The following is a 13,360-nucleotide window of genomic DNA, read 5'->3' on the forward strand; positions in this document are numbered from 1 at the left end:
CCGCTGAACCCGTTATTCCGATCCTCCCAAAAAAAACGAAAGTTTCGCCAAACAATCCGAAAGCTCCGGCAAGCCGGCATGCGGTACAATCCAATCATCGCAACCAAAGATGGAGGACAATACGATGAAGACAATTGCGGAAAGCGGACGCGGTGCGGCGATAGCCGGGCGCTCGGTGCCACGCCTGCTTCGCGTCATATGGAAGTACAAGTACCGGTATTTGCTCATCGCCCCGGGACTGCTGTACATTCTTATTTTCAAATACGGCTCCTTGTACGGCGTATCGATCGCGTTTCTCGATTACTCGCCGTTTCTGGGCATAACCGGCAGCGATTGGGTCGGGCTCAAATGGTTCCGAGTATTTTGGGAAAGTCCGGACTTCTGGAAGGTGACGGGCAATACGATCGTCATCAGCCTCATGAAAATCGCGTTCGGAATGACGCCGGACATTATACTCGCCCTGCTGCTTAACGAAGTGGGACGCTCCTGGTTTAAGCGCACGATCCAGACACTCACGTACATGCCGCACTTCTTATCGTGGGTGATCATTTACGGAATCTTGATCGCGTTTCTGTCCCCGACGTCGGGGCTGATCAACTTTACGCTCAAGGAATGGGGATATCAGCCGGTTCAATTTTTGACCTCGAACGACTGGTTTCGCTGGATACTCATTTTCTCCGACATCTGGAAAGACATCGGTTGGGGCGCTATCATTTACTTGGCTGCGCTGACGGCGATCGATCAGCAGCTGTACGAAGCGGCAAAGATCGACGGAGCCGGGAGATGGAAACAAACGTGGCACATTACGCTGCCGGGCATCCGCAATGTCATCGTTCTGCTGCTGATCCTGAAAATGGGCACGATTCTGGACGCGGGCTTCACGCAAATATACGCGATGTACAACCCGCTCGTGTACGACACGGCCGATATTATCGATACGTGGGTGTACCGCAAAGGCATTATCGACAACAACTTCAGTCTGGCGACGGCGGTAGGGCTGTTCAAATCGGTAATCGGGCTGCTGCTGGTGCTGGGGGCGAACCGGCTGGCCAAAAAATTCGGAGATTCCGGAATCTGGTGAGGAGGGGTGCAGATGAGACGTTCTGCCGGAGAAATCGGCTTTCAAACTTTTAACTATATCGCGCTTACGCTGCTCGGCCTCGTCGCGCTGTTCCCGGTATTTTACGTATTGGTCGTTTCCCTGACGCCATATATCGAATTGGTGCGCAACGGCGGATTCGTCGTTTTCCCGAAAGTGGTGACGTTCCAGGCGTACGCGGAGCTGCTGCAGGATACGAAAATCATGAGGGCGCTCGCCAATTCGGCTTACGTGACGATCGTTTCGACCGCGATCGGAGTGGCGCTGTCGATGATGCTCGCTTACGGGCTGTCGAGCAAATCGATGCCAGGGCGAAACGCGATCCTGCTGCTGCTGCTCATCACGATGATGTTCCAGGGCGGCATGATTCCGCAATATATGCTGATCAAATCGCTGGGACTGCTGAACAGCTATTGGGCGCTTATCTTTTCGGGCACCGTAAGCGTCTTCAATGTGCTCGTCATGAAAAGCTTTATCGAAAATTTGCCGCAAAATCTCGAGGAGGCGGCTCTGATCGACGGTTCGACGGAAATCGGCTACTTGTTTAAAATCGTGCTGCCGTTGTCCATGCCGATTATCGCCACCATCTCTTTGTTTTATGCGGTCAGTCACTGGAACTCGTTTTTCGAGGCGATTCTGTACATCTCCGATACGAGCAAGCACCCGCTGCAGGCCGTGCTGCGTTCGATGCTGAACACGCCGGACCCTTCGGAGATGGGCGATATGACGATCGTCGTGCCGACGGAGTCGGTCAAGATGGCGGCGGTGATTCTCTCGATCATCCCGGTGCTCGTCATCTATCCGTTTCTGCAAAATTACTTTACAAAAGGGGTGCTGCTCGGCTCGGTTAAAGGGTAGTAATTAACGGCCTTATGGCCGGTAGGCAATGCGGGAAAGCACGGAGCAAAGCGAGAACAGGGAGGTTTCCAGATGAAAAAGTGGGGTTATGGAGTATTGGCGCTCGCTCTTGCCGGAGCGACGGCCGCTTGCGGGAAGGAAGATAACGCGGCGCAGCCTGCGGAGGAAGCGGGGAAGCCGGTAGCGATCGAGGTTGAACGGTGGGTATCGGTATCGGTGGACGTGCCGCCGCCGGACCAGGACATCGTGCTGCAGACGATCCGGAAGGATCTCGGCATCGACTTGAAGTATGCGTTCTCGAGCGGGAAGTCGGACGAGTGGAGGGCGAAGCTCGGTGCGCGGATCGGCGCGAACGATTTGCCGGAAGCGATTTTGTTTTTCAACATGGCGGATTACCGGAAAGCCCAGGAGCAGGGGTATCTGCTGCCGATGAACGAGGTGCTGAAGCCGAATGCGCTGCCGCCCAACCTGAAATACGCAACCAAGGAAATGCTGTACACCATCTCCGATAAAAACGGCGTCTATCACGGCATTCCGGCGCGTCCGCCGACGATGACGAACAGCTTGTTCATCCGCAAAGACTGGCTCGACCGGCTGAACCTGAAGATGCCAACGACGACAGATGAGCTGAAGGCGGTTATGCAGGCGTTTGCAGGCAACGACCCTGACGGCAACGGCAAAAAAGATACGTTCGGCTTCTCCGCCTCCGGCTCCTCGATGAACGGCCAGCCGTTCTGGCAGCTGTTATCGGCTTTTACGGGCGACGTGCGCGGCTCGTTTTGGGTCGATAAGGCCGGCAAGCTGAGGGGCGGTCCGGTCAGCGGCGAATTCCGCCACTATTTGCAATATATGAACGAGCTGATGAAGTCCGGAGCGATCGATCCGGATCTGGCGACGAACAACCTCGACCGGGTGACGCAGAAGGCGGAGCAGGGACAGATCGGCATTTTCCATAATACGGGCTACCCGAACGCCATCGTGCAAAATATGAAGAAGCTGAATCCGCAGGCAGAGGTCGTGCTGCTGCCTCCGATTACCGGTCCTGCCGGAAAAGCGTCGAACAACGGCAAAACGAACTCGCCGAACGGTATATTGAGCCTGACCGTCAAGCTGAAGGACCAGCCGGAGAAAGTGAACAAAATGATCGAGCTGGCGAATTGGATGAACGGGGAACAGGGAGCGAGGCTGCTTACGTTCGGCATCGAAGGCTTGAATCATAAGAAGACGAATGGGATTATTACGGAGTTCATCGCCGGCAGCCAGAGCAACTACTTGTCCGCCTATTCGATTATGGGCGAGCCTGCAATCAAGACGGCTCCCGAGACGGTCAAGGTGTTTTACCCCGACCCGTTCCTGTACGAGCAGCAGATGAAGCTGATCGGGGACAAACCGGAGATCGGCGGCATTTTCGCGATGGGGCAGGCGAAGGAGCCGACGTTATACGCGGCCGACCTGTCCAAGTATGTGACTGAGATGATGCTGAAGTTCATCTACGGCAATGTGCCGCTGGACGACAAAAGCTGGGACGAATACACGAGTACCTATTTGACGAAGTACAAAGGCCGGCAGTATCTGGATGAGATCAAACGGGAGCTGACCGCAAACGGTTATTTGAAGTAGTTCAGCTGATCGAGGCGTCACGGACCGGCGCCGCTTTCTCCGGCGGCAGCCGGTTGTGCCATAGGCCCTCTGACGGGCCAATTTAAATCGAAGAGGTGGATGCTGTTGGACAAGAAGGAGCAAGCCGTTAACCCGTTGGTGCGCAAGGAACGAGAGGAGCCGGGAGGCCGTGCGGGGATAGCCCGCGTCAATCGCCGGCAAGTGCTGACGACGCTGGGCGCGGCGGGGGTGCTGACCGTGGCGGGAGGGCTGCTGTCCGGCGGAATTGCAAGCGCGCTGGAAGCTGGAGCTCCAGCTGGGGCTATGGGCGAAAAAAAGCCGGGCAATGGCAACGGTAACGGGAGCCCTCATGCAGCGATTGAGGAGCTGCGGGAAGAGCTGGAGGCGCGTATGCGCAGCGAAGCGATCTTGACGGCCGTTAGCTTAAGCTGGTACGGAGCGGCAGGCGACGGCATAACCGACGACACGGCGGCATGGAACGCCGCTATGGCGGACGTCCCGGCTGGGGGATCGCTCTACGTACCTCCCGGCACGTACTACAGCGCTTCCGGATTTCTCTGCGAACGGGGAGATATTACGATATTCGGAGCGGGCCCGTCGTCCCATTTGACTACCGAGGCCCAGACGAACACGCTGCTGATCGGCAAGAGCGACCGGACCACGCGGGTCCGGAACGTCAATGTCCACTCCTTGAAGTTTTCCCAGAAGCCGGGTCCGAGCGGCAGCGGAGGGGCGAACAATTTTGCCGGCGTCAAGGTCTGGTTCGTGGACAGAGCCGTCGTGCACAATAACGATTTTGAAGAGTGCGACGTCTGCATTAGCTTTGGCGGGGGCAACTCCTCGTTAGGGTTCCCGGGCCGGGTGACTTACCGGAATGCGGCGGTTATGAACCGGATGCTGAATACGAACAAGATGGGAGTCGAAGTGTTCTTCCAGAACCATGCGATCGTGTACGCCAATCAGATGATCAACGAGGACGGTTACAAGGTGGCGGAGAGCCACGCGGTCCGATTGATCGGCTCGCATCATTCGATGTGCTGCGACAATGACGTATACCGGTTTCGGACCGGGGTATCGATTCAGGGCGGGAACTCGCTCGGCTACCGGGAAAGCGACCATTTCCTGATCTCGGGCAACCGATTTCGTCAATGCGTCAAAGGCGTACAAGGTTTCGAAGGCGCTTACAACGGGCAAGTTCTGATGAATGTGATCGAGCATGTGCGCGAGTTCGGCATCGAGTTCCGGCAGGAGAAAAACGGGGGCTGGGACCATCTGATCGTAGAGGGCAACCTGATCTCGGCCGACCCGAATTCCACGTCGGGAGGGCAGCGCGGAGCTACGTTTACCGCAGGCCAAAGGCTCGTATTCCGCGGCAACCAGTCGGTCGGCTTCGGTAACAGCCAGACTTCGGGAACCGCCTACCACGTCTACGTGTCGGCCATTGGGCGTATTGCCGTGATCGAGGGCAACTATTTCGAGGACAGCTTCTACCTCTCGTCCGGTTCGCGGAATTTGGGCGCCCGTGTTCTCAACAATGAGAAGACGGTTATCTCGCGCAACAACGTATTCGTCTCGCCTTCCCCGAACCCGGCGGAACAGAACGCACAATCGTCCGGTAGCGGCCAGCTGGTGAAGGGTTTCCCGGGGCTGGAGGATATGAACGATTATTTGCAGGCGTAACCTGCCTGCGAGAATAGGAAAAAATATTGGATATTTGTGCCATTGCCCTCCGGTTGGGGGTATAATCGATTGTGAAGCTTGTATCGTTGATTTAGAGAGCTGGTAGGAGGAGAGACGTATGCAATATTTTAATACGGCCGGCTACAGGGACAATCTGGCCCGCGCCTCGGGCCGCACCTTCGATTACCGTGCGCCGCTTTCGGACGGAAGCTGGGATGCCTGGCGCGCCGACTTTCGAGCCGCTCTCCGCGAGCGGCTCGGTCTGAACCGGATCGGGACGGTTCCCGCAGGGCTGAACCCCCGCTGCACGGAAAGTGTCGAATGCGACGGTTACACACGCGAGAAATGGTACGTGACGAGCGAACCCGGTATCGAGATTCCGTTTTATTTGCTGCTCCCGGGTACCGGAGAAGGGCCTTATCCGCTGGTCGTCACTCCGCACGGACACGGAGCGCGCGGCAAAGAAACTTATGTCGCGAACTACGCTTCCGAAGAGGATAGAGTAAGCAGCGAGCAGGGCGAGAGGGATGTGGCGGTGCAGGCCGTCAAGGAAGGCTACGCGGTTATCGCTCCGGACGTTCGCGGGTTTTACGAGATGGGCGGGGAAGAGGAATGGCTGAAATCGGATGGGAAGGGAAATTCCTGCGTCAATTTTCAAAAAGTGGCGCTGATGTACGGGCGGACGCTGATCGGAGAGCGCGTGCATGATATGGGACGGCTGATCGATTATGCGGCCACGCGGCCGGAAATCGATACGAGCCGGATCGTGATGACCGGCAACTCCGGCGGAGGCACCGTCACGCTGTTCGCGGCGGCGCTCGACGACCGGATCTCCGTCGCCGTGCCGGGGTCGTATGTATGCACGTTCGAGAAATCGATCATTCCGATCGGTCATTGCCCGTGCAATATCGTTCCCGGCATACTGGATCTGGGGGAAATGTACGATGTGGCGGCGTTGATCGCGCCGAGACCGCTGCTTATCGTCCACGGCGTTCATGACGAGATCTATCCGATCGAGGGGACGCGCGAGACGTACGGCCATCTTCGGAACGTCTACGCCGCGATGGATGCCGAATCGAGCTGCGAGCTGTATGAAGGCAGCGGCGGTCACCGGTATTATAAGGAACGGGTGTGGCCTTTCGTCCGCGAATATTTGAAGCGGTAGTCCTTGACTAGGTTATAAAGGCCGCATTCCTGCAGCAACAAATGAAAGTCCGGGGAGGTTCGCCCCGGACTTTATTTTTGTTAGGTAGTGAATTGCTCGTTACAATCACTATACCAAAAGACGGCTACTCCCCCTTTTTCGCATACATCAAGAGGGCTATGGCGTCAACGTGAACCTCCGAGAAGGAAGTACCCACGTCCAGAAAGAGGCCTCAGCCTTGATCTTCCATAGCTTGGAATAGAGGCGCCGCGTGACTGATCGGCCACTGCTGATTCACATGGATGCCGGCAATGACGCAGTGGAGAACCTGAACGTCTGTCTGAACGAAAACGTTTCATTATTAAGTGCAATCTTCGCCGAGAGTTGCCAAATGCGTCAGGCAAGTTAGCGACCAATGATTTGGTGCTGTGCGCGGGACTTTTTGCTTACAATCTGCTACGAGCCATTGATCAGATCTCGCTTCAAGAGGGAGATGCCCCCGTGAAAACGAAAGCAATCGAGTACAAATCGTGATTGAGAATCTCATTTTGGCTAGCCTCCCGTTTGGTTCAGCATGCCAGAGAAACGAAGTTGCGTTTTGGTTCGCCATAGCCCCTGGTTTCCAACCTTTAGCCGCATCTATGCTGTGCTGTCCGGGTGATTCAATCTGTTAGGAATAAAGGGGATACTGACTTTCCGAACGTGAAGGTCTGTTTGCGTCTGCCTTTTAAAACCTCGGTTGCTGATTGTAGTCCCAGTTGAGTATTATCATTAAAACCTCTGGTACAAATAATAGTGTGATAGAAAGGTTGATCCCTGCATTCAAAACATAACAGTTACCTCATCATAAGAAGGGCAATTAACTGTTGCTTGCTTTAAAAGCTGTTGTTGATATTGGGCTTGCATAAACTAAGGTATATGCCTAGCTCCGAATGACAAAAAATAAATAATTTGAGAATACGCAACTCAATGTAAGGTAAAAGTGTTTATTAAAGAAATGAGTTAGTATTTTTTAATGAAGGTGAGGTCCAGTGAAAAAGGATGGTATATTAGTAAATGTTTCGCTTACTTGCTTAATCTGTGTCTCTCTATTATCTGGTTGTGAAAAATCCGTTCAAGATAGCGATGAAGCCATAATGGAAGTACGTAGATCACTAGAAGAAAATATGGTTCTAATCAAAGATATGGTTTCAGACCTTCAATCCGCAGTAAAAGAAATAGTACCCAAATCAACGGAAATTCCCACCGAGTTCAATATTAAACAATTCCTAGAAATGAACTTAATAGAAAAAAATAAAGTAATCAAGCATTACGTTCATTCAAGAATGGGTGGAGTGCAACTTTCTAATTATGATTTATATATGATGGTATATCTTCAAAGCATTTTTAACGATAACGATTCTGTGAATAACACCACTTTCATTCCTAGAGAGAAAATTGAGATGGACACCCGAGTTACAGTATTAAATCAAAACATTACTGATTTGCCGACTGATTACATTGTAATTTATTTTACCCAACTAGCCGGCATCTTGGATCAACAAGCGGACATTGTGGCGATATATACATTTCAAGATGAATTATATCTATCCTTATATCAACAGGACAAATTTATTCAAGGATACAATGTTACCCCGAAGCACAATAAAGATATGTTCATGAAGCTTGGTCAGCTTAAATTGGATTTAATGAACATTCAATGTGGTCAAGGGTCGGATTGTTAGAAAACATAAATTTAAACGGTCGAGATCAGAATATGATCATCGGCCGTTTAAATTAGAATTTAGAAATAATATATTTCAGAAACATTCGAAGTTGAAGACCATGTTCCAGGATTTTCAGCAGCGTCATTATACACTGTGTTCCAATGTGTATCATATTCAGTTGTACCATTTACTTTTCGCGTAAATGATGTACTCGACATACGTTTTAGATGCGTCGTATGGCATAGAGAATTCATAAACATAACTTCCTACATGTACTCCGTTTGATACTCTCCAGGTAGTCTCTCCATTATATCTCCAATACGCTTTAGGGGTTGATGATGGACCTTGGTCTGTTCCATTATAGACCCCATATATTGTCGCATTTAGGGTTCCATAGCTTTTGAAGGAATTCACGAAGTTAATTCCGGAATGATCAGTAGTCCATTTACTCACGTTATACTGTTTCACCAAGTAAGGAAATGGATCTACTGATACCCGAGGACCCAGATAAGTGCTGCTAGAAGTGTTTACTTCCCAGCGAAGATGGGGCGCAACCCCACCTGTATCCCCAGGTACTCCTATTTGTGTATCGGTTGTTACAGTACCAGAGGTTGTTGTTATCGAATCAAGGTGCATATAGGTGGAATACCAAGTCGTCCCACCATAGGAATGTTTTAAAATAATTACCTATTACCTGAACCACTGTTATATCCGTATACTTCAACACACCAACCCCATGTAAACGTATTATCTGCATTGCTAAATGATTCGTTCATTTGAACGAGTCATAACTCATCGAATACACGGTTTGACCCAGGCCCAAGAGATCATGAAAGCCAGCAAGAGAGAGGAAGAGCATCGAACAAAAGAACCGGGCTACCATGTAAAAACGGTGCCCGGTTCTTTTGTTTATTGAAATGCTATGAATTCTTTCCGTCAAAAAACTGCACAACTGCTTCTGCTCGATTCAAATCGTTCAAGGGACGGTATGTACCGTCTTCATATCCTTGAATCGTATTCATCCGAAGCAAGTACTTTACGGCTTCATTTGCCCAATCGCTCTGATCACAAACTTATGGCCTTCGCAAACTTGCCTCATTCAAGACCTGCTCTACAAAGCTTTCGCCCGGCGGGCGGCATGCGACATCCGGTACTCCGACGGAGACATGCCGTGATGCTCGCGGAAGACGCGCGCAAAGGTGCGGTAGTTGTCATAGCCGACCTCCATGCAGATGTCCGAGATCGACATCTCGCTTGCCACGAGTAGTGTGGCGGCCCGGGTGATCCGGAGCGTATGCATATAATCGTTGACGGTTTTACCCGTATGCTCCTTGAACATTCTGCTGATATACGAAGCATGCAGGTCGAAATGCTCGGATACGGAATTCAGCGAGATCGGCTCGTTGAAGTGAAGATGAATAAAGCGCAAAATGCTCCATACGCGAGACCCCGGCTGGTTTTTGCTCACGGTTCCGGACTGGTTCGGATCGGTCAGCGCCCTCAGCATCAACGTGACGGCTTCGATCAACTTGCCCCGCAAGACCGCGTCCCGACCCAGGCGGGATTCCTTATATTCGAGCACGAGCTGCTCGATCAGTGACGTTACGGACGCGAGCCGTTCGCCTTCGAAATGGTAATGCGACGGAATCTCCGAGCCGATTTTGTGAATCCACTGATTCATATACGATTCGTAAGCGTTGCCAAACAAGACGTTGATATCGAACATGCAGCTGTATAATTTAAGCGGATCGTCGGGATTGCTGTACAGCTCGTGAATATGATGGGGCAGCAGCAGCGACATCGTGCCCCGGCGCAGCTCGTGGGCCAGCCCGTTGATCGATTCGGTGCCCGAGCCCTCTACGACGAACGACAGCTCGGCGAAGTCGTGATGGTGCATCGGGTAGTGAGAGTATGGCTGGTTGCACGAAATGTAAAAGGGCAGCTGGCCCTTCTGCTGACCGGACAAAAAACGGTCGTCGGTTTTGGCGTCCTCGTACTCGGGAAAGATCGCCATGCGGATACCTCCTTTTTGAACGATTCAGAATTTTGATGTTCGCTAATGCGTTAGACGAACCGGGACATTCTGAACTAAGAAAAGCTCCCGCTTGCAGGTGGAATAAGAGCGGTTTGAAGCTGCTAAAATCCGCGAAAAGGGTGCTGACCCGATCAGTTGGTTGAAATAAGGGAGGCAAATCGCCTTTATTCGTCTTTGTTATCCCCTTATGCCGAAATTAGAGGATGCTGGAGAGCCTGTCGATTCAATGTGTAGAAGTGCTAGCAGGCCGTTCCAAGTGAAAAGTTACCTTCTTCTACTCAAACAGTTGTCCGGAATCTCTTGTTTGAATAAGGATTGTAAGGTAGGGGATTCCAGACAAAACTCGCCAGAAGGTAATCTTCTCCCTTTCTACTTGTTGTCCATAATGAATCGACAGCCTCGCTGGAGACCCTTATTTTTTACTGTCGTACGTATTAACAACTAAGACAACTTCGTATCAGGTCTATTACTTGTATATTAGTTTAGCACACTTTTTTCGTTGTGCGGGCGAAAAATTTTCGACTTTATCTCTGCGGTTTCGCCAGCAGCGAAGCGGATACAGGGGCTTATGTCCGGTTGCAGCAGACCGGTCTCGTTTACAAATAACGACATTATTCGCTATATACAAGAGGGTTGGAACATTATAAACTATTTATTGTATTTTCTAAGAAATATTATTACATTAAATGAAGTCGCTTCCGAAAAGTGACTGTCGTCTCTTGGAGAGATCTCCCAGACAGGTTCAGGCTCCGGGCAGGCGGATTGATCCATACAAATCAGCGAACAGTCAGGGGGTATCGATGGACGTGAAGGCAGCGTACGGAAACGAAAATGCGAAGACGGAGCCGGAGGCCGTCAGAAGTGACGGCAAACCGCCGGTATTGCTGGAAGAGTTTGCGGACACCCGCCATATAACAGTAACGTCCCTGCGGGCGAATGCCGCACGGGTCGATTTGGCGAGTGCGCCGGCCCCGGCCCCGGCCCGGTATGGCCTCCATGCCGCGAAGCTGAGCTACGACTTTACCGGAACGGACGGGACGTCGGCAGCCTACTTGAACTTCAAGGATGCGGATGGAGCGGACGGCAAACCGGTCGAGGGTTATCCGCTGAGAATCGGGTTATGGGTATATGGCGACGGAGGCAAGCATTGGCTGCGCGGGCAGCTGCGGGACGGAACGGGAACGAAGAAGCCGGTTGATTTTACTGGGGCCGGCGAGCTGAATTGGGTCGGCTGGAAATACGTCGCGGCCGATATTCCGCCCGGTATGCAGATGCCGCTTCGGTTCACGCAGCTGTACGTGGCTGAGACGAGTAATGCGAACAAAGATGCGGGAGCCGTCTATTTTTCTCCGCTGCACGCGATTTACACCGACACGGGCGAAGATCTGGAAGGGCCGAAGTTCAGCGGCATGAAGCCGGAGCCGGACGAGACCGTATACAGGAGCGATCCGGAGATAACCGTCCGAATCTTTGACGAAGGACAGGGAGTCGACCCGGATACGGTCGTATTCAAGCTGAACGGGATTATAGTGTCTCACCGGTACGACGAAGCGACTGGCGAGGCTGCGCACGTAACGGCTGCAGCGCTGGGAGACGGCGCGTATACCGTGACGGTAGACGCCGCCGACAAGGCGGGCAATCCGGCGCTGCCCGGAGCGGCTTGGAGCTTTGTCGTGTACACGGGACCGGATACGGAGCCGCCCGAGTTGAGCGTTATCAGCCCGATGGACGGCATCCGGACGCAGACGAATCGGCCGAGGCTTGCGATCCGTGCGGCGGACCGCTATACAGGAGTGAATGCCGCTTCGATCCGGCTTAAACTGAACGGAGAAACGGTCGGGCACCTATACGACGAGGCCAGCGGCACTTTGTTTTACACGCCTGCGGTTCCCCTCGAGCCCGGTTCGAAGCATACGGCGAGCGTTACGGCGGCGGATCTTGCGGGGAATGGATCGTCGGTCCGGTGGAGCTTCACAGTCGGCGCTCCGCTCGGGCAGCCGGCGAACCCGGACAAGTTCAAGATGTGCGTGATCGGTGACGGCGGGTATTATACGGCCGGTCAAGGCCGGACGGCGTCGGACATTTTGCTGCGGGAACAAATCTCGCGGATCAACGGGGAGAAGCCGGTGCTTGTCGGTTATACCGGCGACATCGTCGAGAACGACACGGCGGCCAATTACGAAGCGGCGCTTGCGAACATGGGCTTGTTCGAAGCGCCTTATACGGTGAGCATCGGCAACCATGAAGTATCCGGTACGGGGTCCCGTCGCAATTACCAGCAGACGTTCGGCGACCCGGCCTACTTGTACGATTACGGCCATACCCGGATCATCGGTCTCGATTCCGCGAACAACTCGATTACCGGCTCCGACGCCTCCCAGTGGACTTGGCTCAGGCAAGTGCTCGAACAGACGAGTCAGCGCCATGTTATCGTTTTTATGCACGTTCCTCCGGACGAGATTTCCGCGGACGGGGAACATTTCCAGACCGGTCACGGCTTCATCGACCCGGACGATACGGTACGCTTGTACGATCTGCTGGGCGCGTTCAAGACCAGACGCCCCGATACGAACGTAGTCGTATTCAGCGGCGATCTTCACGCCTATTTGCACAAAAACGTTCAGGGTGTCGACTATGTCATATCGGGCGGCGGCGGCAAATATACGCATATTCCGCCGGATAAAGGCGGCTTTTACCATTATTTGAACGTATACGTGGATGAAGCTTCTATCCGCTGGGACGTCGTGCCGCTGCTCGACGAGATTACGTTCGGCGCTCTTGCGGTCAGGCTGGGTGTGAACCAGGAAATGACGCTGAGCGCGAATGGAACGTTTCAGACCAGCACCAATTATCCGATCACGATGCCGGTGGCGCCGCCCTTTAAAGTGGAATGGTCGTCCGATAACCCGGCTATAGCCGAGGTGGACGATCTGGGCAAGGTTACAGGCAAAGCGCCGGGAACGGCGGCGGTCACAGTAACGTGCGGCAACCGTCATGCATCGGCGGTTATCGAGGTGACGGACGAGCCGTGCATGATGGAATAAGCCCCTTCGAGCCTCATCGGCCCGTATGGGGCTTTTTGCTGACTGAAAGCGACGGCATTCAGCATAATGTTACCGGTTGTCCTGTCATAAAGAAGGGAAATCGGTGCCGAATGTCCAATATATTCAAAAACCGCCATGGCCAGAATGAACCTTTTACCGGGTTGAACCGTCAAT

At 52.9% G+C, this 13,360-nt stretch carries 8 protein-coding genes and 1 pseudogene; 7 read left to right on the forward strand and 2 right to left on the reverse strand.

All coding sequences use genetic code 11. The annotated features are described in order from the left end of the window. The first annotated feature begins 124 nt into the window (after positions 1-124). From PV433_RS25290 to PV433_RS25315, 6 genes are all read left to right on the forward strand, one after another. Complete coding sequence (locus PV433_RS25290) at positions 125-1,081, forward strand: ABC transporter permease (protein ID WP_332074810.1); 957 nt, start codon at positions 125-127, stop codon at positions 1,079-1,081. Between the two features lie 12 nt (positions 1,082-1,093). After that, a complete protein-coding gene (locus PV433_RS25295; RefSeq protein ID WP_332074811.1) occupies positions 1,094-1,957 on the forward strand; it encodes a carbohydrate ABC transporter permease in 864 nt (287 codons plus the stop codon). Positions 1,958-2,029: 72 nt separating this feature from the next. Continuing rightward, complete coding sequence (locus PV433_RS25300; RefSeq protein WP_332074812.1) at positions 2,030-3,577, forward strand: extracellular solute-binding protein; 1,548 nt, start codon at positions 2,030-2,032, stop codon at positions 3,575-3,577. Between the two features lie 105 nt (positions 3,578-3,682). Continuing rightward, complete coding sequence (locus PV433_RS25305; RefSeq protein WP_332074813.1) at positions 3,683-5,257, forward strand: glycosyl hydrolase family 28-related protein; 1,575 nt, start codon at positions 3,683-3,685, stop codon at positions 5,255-5,257. 118 nt (positions 5,258-5,375) lie between these two features. Further along, complete coding sequence (locus PV433_RS25310) at positions 5,376-6,422, forward strand: alpha/beta hydrolase family protein (protein WP_332074814.1); 1,047 nt, start codon at positions 5,376-5,378, stop codon at positions 6,420-6,422. Between the two features lie 1,010 nt (positions 6,423-7,432). Further along, positions 7,433-8,125: a hypothetical protein gene (locus PV433_RS25315; protein WP_332074815.1), complete on the forward strand. Its 693-nt coding sequence runs from the start codon at positions 7,433-7,435 to the stop codon at positions 8,123-8,125. Positions 8,126-9,027: 902 nt separating this feature from the next. Here the strand turns inward: PV433_RS25315 and PV433_RS34220 are convergent. After that, positions 9,028-9,156: pseudogene (locus PV433_RS34220) on the reverse strand (S-layer homology domain-containing protein); the annotation flags it as partial. Positions 9,157-9,218: 62 nt separating this feature from the next. Further along, positions 9,219-10,121, reverse strand: a complete 903-nt coding sequence (locus PV433_RS25320; protein WP_332074816.1) for a helix-turn-helix transcriptional regulator — start codon at positions 10,119-10,121, stop codon at positions 9,219-9,221. An 821-nt stretch (positions 10,122-10,942) separates the two neighbouring features. Here PV433_RS25320 and PV433_RS25325 point away from each other — a divergent pair. Further along, positions 10,943-13,186 (forward strand): Ig-like domain-containing protein, encoded by a 2,244-nt coding sequence (locus PV433_RS25325; RefSeq protein ID WP_332074817.1) that lies wholly within the window; start codon positions 10,943-10,945, stop codon positions 13,184-13,186. Positions 13,187-13,360 lie beyond the last annotated feature (174 nt).

Origin of the sequence: Paenibacillus sp. GYB004, assembly GCF_036577605.1 — a bacterium.
Taxonomy (GTDB): domain Bacteria; phylum Bacillota; class Bacilli; order Paenibacillales; family NBRC-103111; genus Paenibacillus_AB; species Paenibacillus_AB oceani.

Coding starts and splice junctions, on each gene's coding strand:
- PV433_RS25290 (WP_332074810.1), top strand. CDS start 125: ATGAAGACAATTGCGGAAAGCGGACGCGGTGCGGCGATAGCCGGGCGC.
- PV433_RS25295 (WP_332074811.1), top strand. CDS start 1,094: ATGAGACGTTCTGCCGGAGAAATCGGCTTTCAAACTTTTAACTATATC.
- PV433_RS25300 (WP_332074812.1), top strand. CDS start 2,030: ATGAAAAAGTGGGGTTATGGAGTATTGGCGCTCGCTCTTGCCGGAGCG.
- PV433_RS25310 (WP_332074814.1), top strand. CDS start 5,376: ATGCAATATTTTAATACGGCCGGCTACAGGGACAATCTGGCCCGCGCC.
- PV433_RS25320 (WP_332074816.1), bottom strand. CDS start 10,121: ATGGCGATCTTTCCCGAGTACGAGGACGCCAAAACCGACGACCGTTTT.
- PV433_RS25325 (WP_332074817.1), top strand. CDS start 10,943: ATGGACGTGAAGGCAGCGTACGGAAACGAAAATGCGAAGACGGAGCCG.